Consider the following 18,506-nt stretch of genomic DNA (forward strand, 5'->3'; position numbering starts at 1 on the left):
CAGATAAGTAATTACGTTTAGAATAGCTGCCAAACATGTCTCGTCGGTGACATTCATTCTTACAATTTTGTCATCTACATCATTTGCTTGTAAAATTTGATTTTGAATGTTGTGCCTACACCAGTCTGGCTTTCCATAAACACATCGGCGTTTTGACTTTGCAAGATTGTTTTAGACATGGCTAGCCCTATTCCAATACTATCCACTCCTGCATTCTTCCCTTTATAAAATCGCTCAAAAATGTGTGGAGCATCTTCCGGGCTTATCCCCTCGCCACTGTCGGTAATGACAATTTGTGTATACAAGGGTGTTTCCTCACACGAAATAGCAATACGCCCCCCAACCGGCGTATGCTCAATCCCGTTTTTCATTACGTTCAAGATGGCTTCTACCGTCCAGTTTTCATCCGCATACACGAAAAGGTCTTCTTTACAGGAGAAAGAAAGCTCCTGATTTTTTAATTCCATGGGGACAAGGAGTGGTTCTAATGCCTTGTTTATCATTTTTTTGACAGATACAAATTCCTTCTTGAAAATAACGCTCTGCACATCGATTTTGGACAGCTTGAGCAATGAAGTCACGAGCCATTCAATACGCTTCAACTGATTGATAATCTTGCCTAAGAACTCCTCCCTCTTCTCTTTTGGCAGACTAGGGTTGTTTAACAAATCAGCCATGACAAACATAGAGGCAAGTGGCGTTTTTAGCTGATGGGAGATGTTCGAAAGAGTATCTGCCAAGTATTGTTTGTCCTTTTTCAGCAGAGTAGACTGCTCGGACAACGTTAATGTCACTTTATAAATATCATTTTTCAGAATACTCAATTCACCCTCAACGTTATCCCTAATATCCATCGTGGGTTGACCTGAATATACAGCAGCCAAATAATAAGCGAGCTTACTGATGTCCTGATAACGTTTGCGGGTAAACAAGAAAAAACATGAAAGGAGCAGCAATACCATGGCAATCGCCACAATCCCCGCTTTCCAATCGATTATCCAAAGAATCGTGATCCCAATGATGGAAATAACTACGCTATACATACATAACTTCCGGATTTCCTTGTTTTTAAGCATGACTTCCACTCATTCGATAGCCAAGTCCGCGTACGGTTTCTATCACTTTGGGATTCTGGCTATCATCCTCCAACTTTTCTCGTAGCCGCTTAATGTAGACCGAAAGAGTATTGTCATTGATAAAGTTACCATCTAGATCCCAAATGCCCTCTAACAACTGATTTCTGGACAGAACTTGCCCTCTACTATTTATGAATGCCAACAGTAACCGGTATTCTAAAGCAGTCAGCATCACTTCCTCGGTTCCTTTGTACACTTTAGCCAGTTTTGTATTTACGACAACATGTCCAATCTTCACTTTGTCAGTCGGGGTGGGTTCTTTTTGGTAGTGCCTAAGGGATGACTTCATTCGGCTAATCAGCTCCCGGATACGAAACGGCTTTGTGATATAGTCGTCTGCCCCCATATCTAACCCTCGAACCACATTGATTTCATCATCACACGCCGTCAAGAAGATGACAGGTGCATCCTGATTTTCTTTTACATATTCGCAAATCTCATAGCCATTACCATCTGGCAAAGTTAGATCCAGTAAATAAATATCAAAACGCTGTTGCTTGATTGTTTCAATGGCAGTTTGCTTCCCTTCACAAAGAACTACTTCATAACCCTCACTGGAAAGCGAATAATGCAAACCATCTGCAATCGTCTTGTCATCTTCTACTACTAAAACCTTCAATGGTAATCCTCCCCACTGTCATTCATTGTTTTCTCCATCTATATACGATTGATCTACGAAACGCAAACGATAAGCATAGCTATATGACAAAAGATGTCATAATGGGCGGTTTAAACTGAATCCATCAACGAAACGATTGGAGGATTTCGGTATGATAGGTCTGCGTATTTTCGCAAAATGGGTATTGATCGTAGGGTTGTGCTTGATGTTTCTTTCATCTGGTATTTATAAGCTGATTGGACATCCAGAGTCAACACTCGCTTTCCAAGCATTCGGGTTTCCCCATTGGTTCCAAGTTGTAATCGGTTTAGGCGAGGTGCTTGGCGGACTGGGCCTACTGATGAAAAAGTATACACGTTACGCCGCCTATGCGCTCGCTGTGATTATGCTTGGTGCTACAATCACTCTTCTTTTACACGGTGACACGACTACCGTAGCCATTCCGTTTGTCTTACTCCTCGTTTTCTTGCTGATCGGTCGCCGGAGTGGTAGCAAAAAACAGCCGAATCATGCTACGTCGGTTTAGAGTCTTATGGCTCGCTAAAAAGGCCGCCAGTTCCCACCCGTAACCAGGTGAGGATTTGACGGCCTCCCGCTTTTTCTTCAAGCTCGTTCGTTTACAAGTGCTTTTTTATAAAGTGTAGGAGGGTCTGACCTTGTGCGGTAAGAATGGCTCCCTTACCCTGGCATTTGGGGCATGATTCCTCTTGCTTGTTTTCATTCAAAAGAATCCCCTTGCCTTCGCATTCCCAGCAGGATTGCTCTAAGTCATCCATCGAAATCGTCATGAGACAAAACCCTTTCCCTGCTAAAAATAACCGTACCTTGTCCTGATTTTAACACGAATTCGTCATGGGCTGCCAGCAGGTTCACGATCGCTGCGGCAGGCTCTTCCCATGTAGAGCAGCAATTATTTACTACATACCCTTCTGATTGAAATCATAGTAGGTAAAGATAGTAAAAAAGGAGGGATGACATGTGGATCAAGAAAAAGTAACCATCAAGATTAACGACAATGGTTCCATTCGTGTTACGGGTGAAGTTGAATTGCTGGATGGAGCAGGTGACAAGTATGAAGTCGGTTCATCTTTTTCACTCTGTCGATGCGGTCAATCCGAGAAGAAACCGTTCTGTGATGGCACGCATAAAAAAATCGGCTTTGAAAGTGCACCACGAGCAAAAGCATGATTCGAAAGAGCGCAGATGCGCTCTTTTTTCACTTTCAACCGCTTTTTTATGTCAAATTGTTTCCTCTTTACAGCGAAAGTTGATTGACGGCGTTTCTTTTTTATACCTAAAATAATGACATTCCGATCCCGCGCAAGGCAATGTTAGGAGTGCACAACCATGTATGCACAAACAGTACGTTACAATCAATTTGGTGAACCTCATGAAGTATTGAAGATTGAACAGCGGCTGATTGAACCGCTGAAACAAGATGAAATTTTGGTGAAAATGAGCGCACGTCCTATAAATCCTTCTGACGTCATCCCGATTCGAGGTGCCTACAAGCATCGTATCAACCTTCCCTCCATTCCTGGGTATGAAGGGGTTGGTACCGTTATTGATACCGGTCCTTTTGCTCCCCGCTCTCTTTTCGGGAAACGTGTTCTGCCTTTGCGTGGTGAGGGTACGTGGCAAGAATACGTAAAAACGACGGCTGAGCTAGCCATTGTAGTTCCTGATTCGATCCAGGATGATATGGCATGTCAGTTGTACATCAACCCTATCACTGCGTGGGTCATCTGCAATGAGACCCTTCAACTATCTTCTCAACAGGTTTTGCTAGTCAATGCAGCCAACTCAGCCATTGGCCGCTTGTTTATTCAGCTATCCGCTCTTTTCGGTTTTCGGGTGATCGCCATCGTTCGAAACGCAAGATATACCGAGGAGTTGATGCAACTCGGGGCATGGCATGTCCTCGACAGTTCATGTGTGTCTATCTACGATGCCATCATGAGTGTAACGAACGGACGAGGTGCTCATGCGTCTATTGATTCCATTGGCGGCCCAGATGGTTTAGAGCTGGCGAAGTCTACACGTGCCGGTGGGACTTTCTTGTCGTTAGGCCTATTATCGGGAGTTCAAGTGGATTGGTCCATGATCTCGAAAGAGCTTGGCGTTCTCCCTCAACTGTTTTTATTGCGCCACTGGAATCAACGCGTTTCCGTGTCTACCTGGCACGAAACGTTTGAGAAAGTCATCGAGCTCGTTCAGAATGAGAAGCTCTTTTTAGCAGAGCCAGGAGCAAAATTTGCCTTGCATGATGTAAGAGAGGCAGTGCAATTTGCGGAGAGCCCTCATCGTAAGGGGAAAATCGTCTTGGTGTAATCGCTTGGATGCTATCGTACATCCGAAACGCTACTTTTCTACGGGCAAAATAAATGATAAGCTCTCGCTGTAGCGAAAATGTAGATGTAAATTGCCTATACTACCTCGGACTTTTGGGATATACAAGTGGTTTAAATAACAACGAAGCCAAAAATGAGCGTTTTCTCACCCTTTTTTGCTTCGGCGAAACATAGGAGGTCCTATGGCTAAACATGAAAAGAGGTTTCTTAAAAATTATGAATCAAAAGCCTCTGAATATCTGAACGATAAAGAAAAAGCATCTAATCTCCTAAAAAAAGCAATGAAAAAAGCAGATAAAAAAGCGATCGGAGATGTGTGGGAGAATTTACAGCTACTCTTTCAAATTTTCGGTGATTGGACGAGTGGTAAATATCGAACAATCCCTGTTAAATCCATCTTGATGATTATTGCCGGGATTTTGTACTTTGTTTCACCCATAGACGCCATCACAGATTTTATTCCTGTTGCTGGTTTATTAGATGATGCGACAATCATTGGATTGGTGTTTCGACAAGTAAGCAGCGACCTTACTCAATACAAAGAGTGGAAACAAAAAGAATTTTTACAGGAATAGGTACAATCCATTCGAGTAGTGCGAGGTGCTTTGGTGACGTTACACGAGTATTTACACCATACATTTCCAGCGTTAATGCTTAGACCACCTTTGTTTGATAGCTGGGATATTGGAATCCTTTTTGAGTCAAAATCCTTTTATGAGCAAACAAACCATCTTTCACATCTATGACGATCGAGGCTGTGATTTACTAGCCACTTCTCTTGACACAATCAGAGGGATTTATGAAAGCTATTCGCATTGGAGCTATGGCAACACATTTCCGGCAGATCGATAGATGTCATACCACTCTTCTCGCGTCAAACGAATATGTGCTGCTTTCACACAATCTTTCATTCGGTCGATATTCGTCGTACCAATGACAGGTTGCATGTTCGCCGGGTGTCGTAGTAGCCAAGCGATGGCGATTGTCGTGTTGGATACTTCATATGTAGCTGCCATTTCATCGATTTTTTTGTTCAACTCAGGAAATTTCTCGTTCCCAAGGAAAGATCCTTCGAAAAATCCATGCTGGAACGGCGACCAGGGCTGAATCGTAATATCATGCAGCCTGCAGAAGTCGAGTACACTGCCATCGCGGTTCACAGCCGAGTTGTTCGCCATATTGACGTTGAAGCCTTGCGAAATCATCGTCGCGTTCATAATGCTGAGCTGCAACTGGTTGGCGACGATTGGTTGCTTCACATATTTGCTTAACAGCCGGATCTGCATCGGATTTTGATTGGAGACGCCAAAGTGGCGCACTTTACCCGTGCTTTCCAGAAGATCGAACGCTTCCGCTACTTCTTCCGGCTCGACAAGCGTGTCTGGGCGATGCAGTAGCAATACATCCAAATAATCTGTTTTTAGGCGTTTTAGAATGCCATCCACTGCGTTCAAAATATGCTCCTTGGAAAAGTCGAACATGCCGGGGCGGATGCCACATTTCGATTGCAAAAGGATACGCTCGCGAACGCTAGGGCTCATCTGAATCGCTTCCGCAAATATTTCCTCACATCTGCCTTTTCCATAAATATCTGCATGGTCGAAGAAGTTCGCCCCTTCTTCAAGCGCTGTTTGTACAAAGCGCTCCGCTTGCAGCTTGCCTAGTGACCCAATCCTCATGCACCCAATTGCGATGACTGGTACTTCTAGCTTGCTCGTGCCGAGTGGTATCGTTCGCATGTCAATCCTCCGATTCAATTTAAGTCCTTCCCCAATTACCACGGAAGGACTCTTTGTTTGGTGTAACTTCCCTATACACCATTGATTCTTCTATTTTCGGTAGTAGTATTTCGCCCATTCGTTGATGATTTGTTTTTTCGTCTTCGCCTTCACCGCAGGGACATCACTTGTCTCCCAATCTCGAATGGCCTCTCGAAATGACTTGTAAAACCAGAAATCATTAATAATCCATGAGCAAAAAATTTTCCGATACATGCGTCCCGCATGAATGCCAGAACTGTATCTTCTTACAGCCTTACTGGATAACCGTTTTGCGAACTTTTTGCTTGGCCCGCTCTTATCCTTTACAACCGGGAACTTCTTATAACTTCTACTCATCACTAACCTCCTTTTTGGGAAGTTAATGACCGTAATTCATCTCCTTCATCGCACACCCTCCTTCGGGTTTATCTACATGAAAATACTCACGAACCATTAAAAAGTTTCGCTTCCAATCATGCTTTTCTGCAATCATTGCTGAACAAACAGAAAAGACCGCCGGGCACCATCCCCGTTCGGTCTTCTCTGCTTGCTTTTCCATCAGGCATGCGCAAGTGTTTGCTGCGAAATAATTCGCCCACTCTCCATTTTCACTACCTGATCAGCAAGATAGAAGTAGCGATCGTCGTGTGTGATCGCGATGACACATTTGCCCTGTCTTTTCATTTCTGGCAGCAGGGATTCGTAAAAGAATTGACGATACTCTGGATCTTGATCCGCTGCCCACTCGTCAAAGAGGAAAATGGGCCGGTTTCTTACCAGACTGAGCATTAAGGCAAGACGCTTACGCTGACCCGTAGACAGCTTCGTCGTGCTAAACGTTCCCGTTTCATCCACTTCTACTTTGTCAGCGATGCGAAGCACCTCTAAATATTTGCTCACTTCCTCTTGCTTCGCTTGGTAATCGATTCCATACATCTTCTCAAACAGATAAAAATCACTGAAGATCGCAGAAAAGAATTCGCAGCGTTGATCAGCACTCACTTTTTGTCCGTTCATGAAAAACTCGCCCTCATCCTGCTCGTACAATCCGGTAATCAGCTTGGCAAACGTTGACTTCCCGCTACCGTTGCCACCAACAATGAAGACGATCTCCCCTTTTTGGCAGGAGAAGTCCAGCGGCCCTACGGAAAACTCTTCGCCCTCCTTGTTTTTGTATCGAAAACGCACCTGTTCCGTTGAAAACGACTCAAAGTCTTGCTCGTTCCGCTCCGCCAAGCTCTCCTCTTCTCTTCTCGTTTCCACTGATAACGAATCAAGTAACGCATTCAGTCGCTGCCAACTGATCTTGATCCGAATCAACTCCGGTACTGCATTCAAAATACCGTGAACGGGTCCTGTCATATACAGAAAGACAAACACATAACTAATCAGCATCTCTTTTTGAAGCGAAGGGAAAAGAACCGGGAATAAAAAGGCAACCGTTCCGATTACCACAACGAATAGCAATTCCCCAATCAAATACACGTTTACAAATTTAAATTGGCCCGCTGATTTCTTATGTCGATAGTCAGAGCAGCTTCTTTCCATGTCTTCTTCGAATTCATTTCGTTGTGCCTGCGTCAGATACAGCTCCTTAAAGCCTCCGATCATATCGGTAATATAGGAGAAAAACACATTTTGGATGTCTCGGGTTTCCTCCCATACTTTGTTTGCAAAGCGACCTGCCAGCGTATACAAGCCTACTGCCACAAAAATGACAGCCAGACAAAACAAAAATCCGTATAGATCCAGCGAGCCCAGATAAATGAAGCAAAACACGAGTGTAACCGCACTCGTCAGTGCCACAACGACACTATTGGCAAACGTACTGATCGTTTCCGTATCGTTATTTAACCCCGCATATATTTCACCGTTATCAAGTGTCTCGTACTTTTGATAAGGGGTCCGAAAGATTTTGCGGATCAGTTCCATTCTTTTTTCGTAGACGATTTCATTTGTGATCACAATCAGTCGGCTACGCATCATTTTCTCCCCAACGATATACAACAAGATACCCAGGAGAAAATACAGGAAAATGGATGCATGAAACTTGTTCGTAGAAGTGAGCGCCAGATTGATCATAAAAATAATCAACGCATTCCCGAATCCGCTGATAAGCCCCTGTATGACAATAGACGTCATGGATGTTTCTTGCGATTTCGGGAACAAACGGATGAGTGTGATGTACACATTAAACAAAGCAAGTCCAGCTACCAATGCGTACATGGCGTAAAAAATGGTAATTGGAAGCCAGACCTCGATAAACGGCCATGGTAAGCCCATAAAAAAAACATCTGGCAAATAGTATAAGGCGGCTGTCAAAACGCTGCCCATGACAACAAATGCAACAAAGGATGCAAAACAGATTCGCCCCGCATTCGCGGCGAGTTTTCGTTCTCCTCGATAGACTTGCACGAAAATCTGCACGATCCCCCCACTAAGTACCAACAAAAGGATACCAAGGATCACGAGAGAAATGCTTGCCATACGATCCGCTTGAAGATTGGTGTCAGACACGACTACTGGCACTTCTTTGCCTAATACGAGATTGACGGCCCCTTCCGCGATGACAAATGCGTTCAACGAGTTTGTATTGGTCAATACCACGGCTCCCAGCTTTTCCTCTGGGCGAAACACCATGTACGACGAGAAGCCAGGGTTGTTGCCGCCGTGCGAAATTTGCCCCCCACCATCCTGATAAATCATCCAGCCTGACGCATACGAGGAACCGTCCGCCGCTGGAGGTACCGATCGGTCAGGAAGATGTGAGGCACGCACCAACTCCGTACGAAACGCAGACGACTCCACCCCTAGCTGAATCTTCAGCCATCGTTCCATGTCGTTCAGGTTGGATACGACATAACCAGCCGGCGTGTTTCCACGATAATCAGGCGCATTATACACTTTTGGAGAAAAGAAGCTGATTTTGTGCCCTTTTGCCATATCCCACTCGGGTGCCTGTGCCTTCATTAAGGTATGGGTTAGTCCCAATTTGGCAATGACTTGTTGCTGCACATACTGCTCAAATGATACTCCGGTCACTTTTTCAATAATATAGCCAAGTACATCATAGTTAAATGTGGCGTATTCATACGCTGTCCCTGGCTTACGTGCCAGCTCTGTATGATTGAGCGCTCGAATTGTTTCTTCGATTGCATTCTCGCTAGAAGAGACAGGTATGGAGCCAATGCTTTCAAATGGAATCCCACTGGTATGGTACAGCAAATCCTTGATCAGGATCGTTTCCGGTTGTCCTTTATATGTAACGGTAAACCACGGTATAAAGCTCTGAACAGGATCATCCAGCGAAAGACGTTTTTGCTCGACCAGCTGGTGCATGGCTAGCGCCGTAAAGGCTTTGGAGTTCGATCCGATTTCAAACAATGTGTCAGCAGTTATCCGTTCCTGCTTTTGGACATCGGAATATCCAAACGATTGCTTGTAAATCGTTTTCCCCTCTTTGACGACCACAACGGCTGCACCCGGGATTTTTTCCGACTCCATGGTTTTATTGACTAGCTGTTCGATTGCTGTTGCGATTTCCGCATCCTGTCGAACGATCGTTTCTGCGTACACAGGCATACTCCCGGAAAATACGAGAACCAGACACATCAGCAAGAATGCTAGTTTCCTTCTCGACCCATCTTTGATCTTTTGCAGAATGATCCACTCCTTTTTAGGCACTGCGTCTGTGGGAAAGACCGCACCCGCAAGTAAACGAGTACGTGTGTAATTGGGATTGGATAGAAACCGTGACGAATCACACTCGCCACGGTTTCTTATTACGCATCGCACATATACACGGGTTTCGAGTAGAGGCGCAAGGTTTCTCTCCATTTTTTAACCAATCGCTCCCACTGTTCTCGCTCGATTTGCTCCTGTTTCAATAGGCTAATCGGAATACACAAGTTTAATAGACGCCCGTCTATTTCAAAACGAGTAACACCCGCAGGCAAAACATGCCCTTCCGATACGATACGCTCCAATTCCGCTAGACTGATGGGCGGGAACCGTATCAAGGCGGCTCCTGTTTCCGGCCATTCAAGCATCCCTGTGGGCAGACGATGCACCGGGTGGCTATAGTTGTAACTGTCCACTAATTGACGCCATAGCGTCATTCGCCACTCATCATCCTGCCGATTCTCCTTTGGATACAGATAGAAGCGTTCTTTGTTCCCTATCTTCATTTCTGCCACAGGCGTTTCTCCTAAACGCTCTGTTTCCCACCGAAACACAGAATCCTGCTCCACTGATTGCAACCATGCAGCAACTGGCACAATATGATCCCACATATCCAAGTGAAAATCCTCATGCTCCACTACCTGTACGGGGATATGTTTGCACCCAAGTGCTTGAAGAGCAAAGGTCCGATGTGCACCATCAATGATCAAATACTGACCGTTTTGCATGAGAATCGCCAGCGGAGGATGGCGCAAAATCCCTTCCTCCTCAATGATCTGTCTGGTCTTGTGTAGTCGCTTGTTTTCATGTGACTCGTGCAAACAAATACGAGATGACTCTACCAGTTTTAGATTTGCCAGCACATCGTACAAAATGGTAACCTCCAGTTAGTCTTGCAAGTGAGTTCCGATCCCCTGCGAGAGTGCTTGTTTGTAATAGTAGGCAGCAATAGCGATATCAAAAATCGCCATCCCCATCGGATTAAACATGATGGGCTCATCTTGTGGAAACTCTTTCATCTGGTCAAGGCAGACGATATCTGTGATGGATTTGGTATCTTCTTTTTGCAAGCCTCTCTCCAGATGCATGATCTCGATGTCCGTATTCTCACGGCAAACTTCAGTCCAGTCGTCTACGATAATGGAGCGAGTATAGTCGAGAATTTTTGGTGTGAAATCGCGTAACGATACATTTAACAACAAAGACTGTCCTTTTGGTTGCTTGTCAATAAAACCATGAGGTGACACCGTGCACGTAATGAACACATCTGCCTCGCAGTATGCTTCTTCCCACGTTTGCGCGATAATCGTTTTCTCTTTTATCTCGGCCGGAATATGCTCCTGCTGGATACCTGCAATGTCATAGAGAACCACCTTGTCGATCTTCTCTCCTAACATGGCCGTAACCATTTGCAGATGAAGTCTGCCAATCGGGCCAAATCCGATAATTCCGACCGTTACATTTTGCAGGGGACGTACTTGTTCGTAATACTTGAGGAGAAGACCGGAAACAGAAGCAGTTCGAATGCCGCTGACCAGGGCCGTATTAATTGTTGCCACAGGCTTACCCGTTTTAGCTTCGTTCAGGATGGTAATTGAATGCGCGCGTTGGATACCCTCTTGGAGGTTTTTCGGGAAACTGGCAATCCACTTGATTCCCGCCATGTAGGTATCTCCGCCTACAAATGCTGGCATAGCAATAATGCGATTTGACATGTCATGGTATCGCAAATATGGTTTAATTGGCTGTGCATAATCTTCCTTTTGTAAGGAATGCACAGCATGTTCAATGACATCAATCGTTTCCTTCCAATTCTTGCCGACTTTTTCAATATCACTCGTGTTTAGATATAACATCGTATATCCCACCCTGCTTATCGTAGTAGATTTATTGGACACTGCTTAATTGCCAACGAAAGAATGCTTTTGCTGATGCAACCACGAAACCCATTCCTGGTTGTATACAGTATTGACATAGGGCATACCGCCGTCTGGGCATAAAAAGACGACATTTGGCTTAACGGCGTACTGTTGATCTTTGAAGTAGTTTTCAATTGCCCAATAGGAAGTCCCAGAAGATCCTCCAGCAAAAATGCCATGCTCAGCGTATAGCTGATAGCAAGCCTTGACTGTGTCCTCCTCCGAAACATGAACAACCTCATCAATAATCGCGCCCTTGAGTATGTCAGGCCGCATGCTCGATCCAATTCCCGGGATGTAACGTTTTTGTGGTTCTTGTCCGAAAATCACCGATCCTACCGTATCGACAGCAATGATTTTTATGTCCGGAAAACGTTCCTTCAATCGCTGTGAGATTCCAGTAATCGTGCCACCAGAGCTAACGCCGATAAAAGCGTAATCCAATGTCTCGAAGCTGTCTGCAATCTCGGCTCCCAGTCCGTAGTAATGGGCTCGAGCGCTATCCGGATTTCCGTACTGATTGGTCCAAAACGAGTTATTCGTCTCATTCAGCAGGCGATTGACCGTTTGGATGCGCGTTAGGAGAAATCCTCCTGTCTCGTCACGATCCGTTACTTTCACGACCTCATGGGAAATTACCCTGAGCAAGTTCTCATAGACGGGATTGATATTTGGATCAATGACTGGAATAAATTTAATTCCCAGTCGCTTGCACAATGTCGCCAAAGCGATAGCAAAATTTCCCGAAGAAGACTCGATTACGGTCGTTTCCTGCGTGATCTCGCCTCTTTTGATCGCCTCCTGTAATATGTAAAAGGCCGGCCTCACTTTTACACTCCCCATGAGGTTGTTGTATTCCAGCTTGCAAAACAGATTGATGTGCTCATGCTCAAGTTTGTTTAAAGGCGTATTGCCAATCATGTGACTTATGGCCATCATTTTTGTTAGCATGTTGAGCCCTCACTCCCGATTTCATTCGATCGACCGTATACATCTTGACCCTTCGATCAGGCAGATTTTGTATCCATTTTTTGCTGGATGTAACCTGCCAACGTTTTCATATCTTGAAAGTTATCTAAATGGAGCATGTCATCATCGAATTCAATGCCAAACTCTTTTTCCACCTTTACGACCGACTTGATAAAGGTCAATGAATCAATGTACTCCGTAAGTTCTCCGCTTTCGTTCACGTACTCAGAAAACAACCGGAGGAGTGTCTCGTATACTTCGTTTTCCCTTTCCATAGGAGTACCTCCATGTGCTAGATGCTTACACAACAACGCCAACCCGTTCCAGTACTTCTCTTGTTTTTGTGACCGCCTCAAATTCCTGCGTTTTAATGATGCTGATTTTTTGCAGAACGCGATGAACCATGTCACTGCGATTACTGTCAAAAGCCTTCAAAATCATATTGGTCGTAATTTTCCATTGATGTCCGATACTGCGATACTGCTCGGCAAGATCACCAAAATTTTCGTACTTTTCACTGATCGCCTGCAAGACATTGGCATACATCGCTCGTGTTTGTGCCATGCTGATCAAGCTGTGGTTAAGGATATCGAGATGATCATCTGTGATCTCCACTCCGCTAGCGAGAAAAGCCTCTACGTCTTTGAGAAAAGGATCAAGGGATTTTAGCCCAACCTCGACGTTGACATCGTCGGGTAGATCCAACTCCCGCTTGATTCGACTTGTGTCGCAACGCCCCTCTAGTACGCTGAGATTACTCGTGACTGCTTCAAGCAACTGATCTGGCGTCGGATGCAGGGAATCCGAGAGTACCAATTCAAAGGAACGATTGTGGAGTGGATACCATTCGCCTGTGCCCGCATCCCGATAGGAAGAGTTGCTTGCCTGTAAAAATTGCTCGATGGGCAACAGACCTTTGTACCGGTAGTAATCATCGACGATCAGAAGCTGGTTATCTTCTCTACCTGTGACAATGATGCTATGCATTTCAGCCAGGTCCTGATAATAAGGGTTGTACGGGAGTTCTGCCATATTGCAGAGGACGATTATTGGTATCTCCCGTTCCAAACGTTCTTGTATATTTGCCAAAAACAGGTCATCTTGCGGTTCAGCCCCTCCTTCTACGCGGATATTGTGAATCCACGTGAGCTCAGCGACTGTTCTCATGTATTGACCGTTTATATCTCCATAAGGAGAATCTTGCGTTTTCAGATAGATGGCACCGCACTGCTTCCAAGCTGTTTCCAAGGCGGAAAAGTTCCGGTATTTCAGAACCGTGTAGATAGAAGCGCCGATGCAATCCAGGTTCGGATGCTTACTCGGTTGAATCTCGGTGAGTGACATGAGCACTCTCCTTCCTGTCTATCGTAATAGTAATCACATGCGACTATCGGATATCCGAGTCACATTCTCGCAAGGCGAATACTTGTTGCAGAAATTGACGAGTGAGAGACCTCAACTTATCGATAGCAGCTTCCATGTCAGATCGCTTCACCATTTTTTCTTTATATAAGCTAAGGGCATAGCGATTCACCACGTTATTGGATATCTGCAAAATCTCCTCCGCCAGTTCGCGTACAGACTGATCCCCCTGTGGAATATACCAGTCCAATAATGTTTCCACCCACAGTTCTTTCCCGCCTAATTGAACGTAGAGCTCGTTTAAATTGGCTTCATGAAAATAGGTGTCTGGCTGCTCCGTAAGTGAAAGCAACAGCGTTAGCTCACGGCCAACTTGCTGTTTACTCTCGACCGCTTTTAGTAAACGCAGCAACTCCTGTTCCGCGCTGGCACGCAAGATTGCTTCGTCATCTGTAACGCGATCGAGCACCATGATCAGCCTGGAATGCGGCTCTAGATTTGCATAAATCTCCTCAAGCGTTTGGTACGTTGTGGAAAATTTATCGTACTGGATTCGCTGCGCTTGCCCGCGAGTCAAATGATTGTGATTAATGATCGTATAAACCTGCTTGTCATGGTCATAACCAGTGATGACAGTGAGATGATCAGTATGTTCCTTCTGGTATTTCGGCGTATAAAAGGTGTAGTACTCGTCAAACGCAACCATTACGGGCTTGCCTTGATCCAATTGGCGAATGATCGACTCATGCAATTCATCCAGACGAGCGACAGGCACGAGTTTGACCCGATAGCCAAATTTGTAAAGCATCTCCTCATCCGACAAATAACCCATAACCTCAGCATGTTCCCGATACGAATAGGGGTACCCCTCAGCATCAAGCTGATAGCTGCGTTTCAAACCGAGAAAAAGCTTAAAATACGGAATCAGATGGGCATCCTGCTCCTCCATTAATAAAGCGAGGCCGCGATCATAACAATTCCATTGACGCCAGGATAAATGACTGACATCGGCATACGAGCTGCGCTTGATTTGCGTACCTTGCCATGATTTTGCGTTTCGTTGTTGAACCGTTTGGACTGTAGTAGCAGCTGCCTCTGCTTTCGCAACCTGCTCAACTTCATACCCAGCCGCATCAAGATAAGCAGCCAAATCGGAAATCGTCAAATAGGTAAGCAGGTCTTGTACCTCTACTTCTCGGTTCATCCGCTTGGAGATTTCGCTGATCATGCGAATCGCGATGATCGAGTCCCCACCCAGCTCGTAAAAATTGTCATGGACATCTACTTCTTCAAGCCCCAGAACATATCCCCAAATGTGAGCCAGCTCTTGCTCCAAAACGGTGTACGTATCCTGTTTTCTCCCACGTAGCACCACGTTTGGCAGCTTCGCATCTCCAAATTTTTGGTGAGCGACATTGTCTTTTTCTCTCCCGGCATCCTTGCCAAGAGAATGAAGAGAAGAGATTTCCAGCCAACAACGCTTCCGCTCAAACGGATAAACAGGAAGGTGCACGCGGCGCGGCTTTTTGAACGTGTACATAGCACTCCAGCGTACATCTGCTCCACTCACATACAATTCGCCGAGCTCTTTCAGATCAGATAACTCTTTGCTTTGAGCCAATAAAAGCTTTTGCAAAAGTTCATTGGCCGCCTTATTCAATGCTTGTTGTTCTGCCTCAGTCACGATCCCAGGCTCTCTATCTGCTTTTTCCTCCGAGATAACCTTGTGCCAGCCAAAGAAAATATCTGGTTCAGAAAGTGTTGTCCAGTCGCTCACGCACAGCTTGGAGATTTTTGCGGCAAAATCGTCCATGTCCCTGCAAATAAGCAGCAAGCGGTAGCCATAGTGACTACGACCCGTATTTGCCGTAAAGCTGAGACTTTCCAATGTCGGCAGTTCCTCCACAGGCTTGCTGGTCCACTTCTGAAAACGGAGCAACAGGTTGAGCAAGCTCGCCTCGCTTTTAGCGGATAAAGCGATAGCCTGAATCTCTTCGTCTTGCTTGGGAGGCTGTATGAATGGTGCTTCCTCTACTACGAGGTGCACATTGGTTCCACTCATCCCAAAGGAACTGATTCCAGCCCGTCGCACGCTTTGCTCTGGTTCCCACTCGGTCAATGTGTCGTGGATGTAAATGGGAGATTGTTCAAAAGGAATCATCCGATTCGCCCGCTGAAAGTGTAAATGCGGAGGTATCTGCTTTTGTTTCAGAGACAGAATCACCTTGAAAAGACCTGCCATCCCCGCTACGTGGTCGGTGTGACCGATGTTCGTTTTTACGGAACCGATCCCGCAAAATTGGCGGCGGTTTGTGTATCGGCGAAACGCTTTCTCCAGCCCGTCCATCTCCATCGGATCGCCCAGCTTGGTGCCTATGCTGTGCACCTCGATATAGGAAAGGGTCTCGGGGTCAATTTGCGCGTCTTTCCATGCCTGCTGAATCACTTCGGCTTGTGCCAATGAATTAGGTGCTGTAAGCCCGAAAGAATGTCCATCTTGATTGGCGGCACTTCCCTTGATTACGGCATAAATCGAATCCCCATCCGCCAGAGCCTTTGTCAACGGCTTCAGGAAAACGGAGCCAACACCTTCACCAACACCCGTACCGTCTGAATCATTGTCAAAAGGTCTGGTACGACCAGATTGCGATAAAATTCCCAAATCATTGCTTCCATCTTGTAAAGACAGCAAGATGAGCTTGACACCCCCGGCCAGCGCCATCTCGCATTCTCCTCGACGAATCGCCTGGCATGCTAGATGAACAGCCATCAGCGACGAGGAGCAGGACGTATCCACAAGCATGCTCGGACCTTTGAGATCCAATAGGTAGGAGACACGAGAAGCGATCACCGATTTCATATTGCCAATGATTGAGGTGGACAGCGCATCTGGGTCCAGCTCTCGAATCATTCGTCTATACTCTTCACCAAAATCACTGCTAAACCCCAGATATACACCTGTACGGCTGCCCGCGAGCATTGTTCCACCATATCCGGCGTCCTCAATCGCCTCCCAGCATGTCAGCAAAAATAAGCGCTGGTTTGGGTCCATCTGGCTGGCTTCCTTAGGAGAAAGACCGAAGAGCTGCGGATCGAATTTATCAATTTCATTCAGGTAGGCAGCTTCTCGAAATTGAATTTGCTCCATCGTCAACCCTTTGGCGAGTAACAATGGTATCAAATCGTTCTGGCGCTCTTTGGGAAGCTCTCTCACACAATCTTGACCAGCTTGCAACAGACGCCAAAAGTCTGCCGGGTTTTCTGCGCTTCCGAATCGGCAAGCAGCACCAATCACTGCAATATCTTGTTGATTGGGTTTGCTGGCTGTTGAATGAGCATCCGTCTGCTGTTTATTCAGTTTGACTCGGTTCAGTCCTAATGGCTTGCTCACTGCATTCTTCCTCCTTGGGTCCTCTGCTCACCTGGTTCGGCTTAGCTCGCTTGCCATTCCTTGCCGATCTCAGGGAATCGCTGTTGCAAGTCTGGTTTGCTAGTCAACTGTTCAAAGCGCATGGCTTGTTCCGCGTCAGGAGCTTTTTTTGTTTGCAAGATCAAACGAAGCAGAGAAAAAGCTTCGCGTACATCTCCGTAGCCCCCCTCTTTTTCTCCTTGTTCCAACTGTTGCCTTAGTTGTTGAAGAGCTTGATAAGGAGCGATCACTCCTTGCTGGTACGCCTCTTCATCGAGACCGCGGTTTTTCGTGCAAACAGCAATCGTAATGCAAGAATCGACGAATTGGGCAATTGTTGCTTGATTACGAGCTTTGGCATCCTGAAGCTCTTGCTGATAACGATTGATCTCCCCCTGCTTGTCAAAGGCAAAGGCGCGCAGGGGATATCCTTTGGCCAAATTTGTTAGAACATTTTTGGGACCGAGCTCAATTACGGTATTCGCTCCCTGTTTTACAAAGTAATCCATCGTGGATTGCCAGCGAACAGGGCTTGTTGTCTGGGCTGTGAGCAAATCGACAAGTTGATCAGCATGGACATATGGTTGTGCTGTTACATTGGAAATCACAGGCCATTTGGGATCGCAATACGTGTATCGCTTCAATTCCTCATTTAATTGTTCCGCGGCTTGCACCATGAGAGGCGAATGGAAAGGCGCACTCACCTTGAGGCTGACAACGGAAGTCGAGCCATGCTGCTTGCACGCTTCTTCTGCTAGCCGCACCGCATGTGCATGTCCGGAAATGACAATCTGATCAGCAGAGTTATGATTCGCGACCACGACGATCGCATCGTCACGAGAATGTTCCCGACAAATCTCCTCGACAAGTTGAGCATTCAACCCGAAGATTGCTGACATGGCACCGACACCCTGCGGCGTGGCCGCCTGCATGAACTGACCTCGCCGATAGACAAGGCGGACAGCATCTGCAAACTGGATAGCACCGGCACAAGTCAGGGCCGTAAACTCGCCCAGACTGTGACCGGCCACCCACTTCGGTTCGATGTTCATTTCCTGTGAATAAACGCGGAAGGCTGCGACACTTGCCGTCAGGATTGCAGGCTGTGCGTGCTCTGTTTTGGTCAATTCTTGTACATCCCCTGCAAAACAAAGTGTTTGCAGGTTAAATCCAAGCGCATCACTTGCTTCTTCAAAGGTGCGAGCGGCAATGGGATGGGCCTCACATAATGCTTGGCCCATTCCAACATATTGCGAACCTTGTCCCGGGAATAAGAGTGCGATTTTGTCCATTTTTGATC

Annotated in this window: 17 protein-coding genes and 1 pseudogene; 5 read left to right on the plus strand and 13 right to left on the minus strand. The window is 46.0% G+C overall.

Annotation, left to right across the window (positions count from 1 at the left end; genetic code table 11):
* Positions 1 to 74: 74 nt before the first annotated feature.
* Positions 75 to 1,076: a sensor histidine kinase gene (locus ASG16_RS28955; RefSeq protein WP_056487924.1), complete on the minus strand. Its 1,002-nt coding sequence runs from the start codon at positions 1,074 to 1,076 to the stop codon at positions 75 to 77.
* Positions 1,069 to 1,755: a response regulator transcription factor gene (locus tag ASG16_RS28960; protein ID WP_048033230.1), complete on the minus strand. Its 687-nt coding sequence runs from the start codon at positions 1,753 to 1,755 to the stop codon at positions 1,069 to 1,071. The genes ASG16_RS28955 and ASG16_RS28960 overlap by 8 nt, the downstream gene beginning before the upstream one ends.
* Before the next feature lie 151 nt (positions 1,756 to 1,906).
* Between ASG16_RS28960 and ASG16_RS28965 the strand changes: the two genes are divergently transcribed.
* A complete protein-coding gene (locus ASG16_RS28965; RefSeq protein WP_056487927.1) occupies positions 1,907 to 2,281 on the plus strand; it encodes a DoxX family protein in 375 nt (124 codons plus the stop codon).
* 91 nt (positions 2,282 to 2,372) lie between these two features.
* Here ASG16_RS28965 and rtpA read toward each other — a convergent pair whose 3' ends face one another.
* A complete protein-coding gene (gene rtpA, locus ASG16_RS28970) occupies positions 2,373 to 2,543 on the minus strand; it encodes an anti-TRAP protein (protein WP_048033232.1) in 171 nt (56 codons plus the stop codon).
* A 190-nt stretch (positions 2,544 to 2,733) separates the two neighbouring features.
* Between rtpA and ASG16_RS28975 the strand changes: the two genes are divergently transcribed.
* From ASG16_RS28975 to ASG16_RS31440, 4 genes and pseudogenes are all read left to right on the plus strand, one after another.
* Complete coding sequence (locus ASG16_RS28975; RefSeq protein WP_056487930.1) at positions 2,734 to 2,943, plus strand: CDGSH iron-sulfur domain-containing protein; 210 nt, start codon at positions 2,734 to 2,736, stop codon at positions 2,941 to 2,943.
* 159 nt (positions 2,944 to 3,102) lie between these two features.
* Entirely contained in the window at positions 3,103 to 4,086 is a 984-nt protein-coding gene (locus ASG16_RS28980; protein WP_056487933.1) for a zinc-dependent alcohol dehydrogenase family protein, read from the plus strand.
* A 202-nt stretch (positions 4,087 to 4,288) separates the two neighbouring features.
* Positions 4,289 to 4,681 (plus strand): YkvA family protein, encoded by a 393-nt coding sequence (locus tag ASG16_RS28985; RefSeq protein ID WP_048033235.1) that lies wholly within the window; start codon positions 4,289 to 4,291, stop codon positions 4,679 to 4,681.
* Positions 4,682 to 4,820: 139 nt separating this feature from the next.
* A pseudogene (locus ASG16_RS31440) lies at positions 4,821 to 4,958 on the plus strand (DUF3885 domain-containing protein); the annotation flags it as partial.
* Here ASG16_RS31440 and ASG16_RS28995 read toward each other — a convergent pair.
* The 10 genes from ASG16_RS28995 to fabD form a co-directional block, all read right to left on the minus strand.
* Positions 4,928 to 5,845, minus strand: a complete 918-nt coding sequence (locus ASG16_RS28995) for an aldo/keto reductase (protein ID WP_056487936.1) — start codon at positions 5,843 to 5,845, stop codon at positions 4,928 to 4,930. The pseudogene ASG16_RS31440 and the gene ASG16_RS28995 overlap by 31 nt on opposite strands.
* A 90-nt stretch (positions 5,846 to 5,935) precedes the next feature.
* Positions 5,936 to 6,223, minus strand: a complete 288-nt coding sequence (locus tag ASG16_RS29000) for a hypothetical protein (RefSeq protein WP_056487939.1) — start codon at positions 6,221 to 6,223, stop codon at positions 5,936 to 5,938.
* A gap of 201 nt (positions 6,224 to 6,424) precedes the next feature.
* Positions 6,425 to 9,484, minus strand: coding sequence for a cyclic peptide edeine export ABC transporter EdeA (edeA, locus tag ASG16_RS29005; protein ID WP_198674285.1), 3,060 nt, complete (start codon positions 9,482 to 9,484; stop codon positions 6,425 to 6,427).
* A 164-nt stretch (positions 9,485 to 9,648) separates the two neighbouring features.
* Positions 9,649 to 10,410 carry a ParB N-terminal domain-containing protein gene (locus tag ASG16_RS29010; RefSeq protein ID WP_235617743.1) on the minus strand — a complete coding sequence of 254 codons (762 nt, stop codon included), beginning with the start codon at positions 10,408 to 10,410 and terminating at the stop codon, positions 9,649 to 9,651.
* 24 nt (positions 10,411 to 10,434) lie between these two features.
* Complete coding sequence (gene sbnB / locus ASG16_RS29015; RefSeq protein WP_056487942.1) at positions 10,435 to 11,403, minus strand: 2,3-diaminopropionate biosynthesis protein SbnB; 969 nt, start codon at positions 11,401 to 11,403, stop codon at positions 10,435 to 10,437.
* A gap of 45 nt (positions 11,404 to 11,448) precedes the next feature.
* Positions 11,449 to 12,417, minus strand: coding sequence for a 2,3-diaminopropionate biosynthesis protein SbnA (gene sbnA / locus ASG16_RS29020; protein WP_056487945.1), 969 nt, complete (start codon positions 12,415 to 12,417; stop codon positions 11,449 to 11,451).
* A gap of 56 nt (positions 12,418 to 12,473) precedes the next feature.
* Complete coding sequence (locus ASG16_RS29025; protein WP_056487948.1) at positions 12,474 to 12,710, minus strand: phosphopantetheine-binding protein; 237 nt, start codon at positions 12,708 to 12,710, stop codon at positions 12,474 to 12,476.
* Positions 12,711 to 12,735: 25 nt separating this feature from the next.
* Positions 12,736 to 13,779, minus strand: a complete 1,044-nt coding sequence (locus ASG16_RS29030; RefSeq protein WP_056487951.1) for a BtrH N-terminal domain-containing protein — start codon at positions 13,777 to 13,779, stop codon at positions 12,736 to 12,738.
* A gap of 43 nt (positions 13,780 to 13,822) precedes the next feature.
* Positions 13,823 to 17,188, minus strand: coding sequence for a beta-ketoacyl synthase N-terminal-like domain-containing protein (locus ASG16_RS29035; protein ID WP_056487954.1), 3,366 nt, complete (start codon positions 17,186 to 17,188; stop codon positions 13,823 to 13,825).
* 41 nt (positions 17,189 to 17,229) lie between these two features.
* Positions 17,230 to 18,498, minus strand: coding sequence for an ACP S-malonyltransferase (fabD, locus tag ASG16_RS29040; protein ID WP_056487957.1), 1,269 nt, complete (start codon positions 18,496 to 18,498; stop codon positions 17,230 to 17,232).
* Between the last annotated feature and the right edge of the window lie 8 nt (positions 18,499 to 18,506).

It is taken from the genome of Brevibacillus sp. Leaf182 (genome assembly GCF_001423865.2).
Taxonomy (GTDB): domain Bacteria; phylum Bacillota; class Bacilli; order Brevibacillales; family Brevibacillaceae; genus Brevibacillus; species Brevibacillus brevis_C.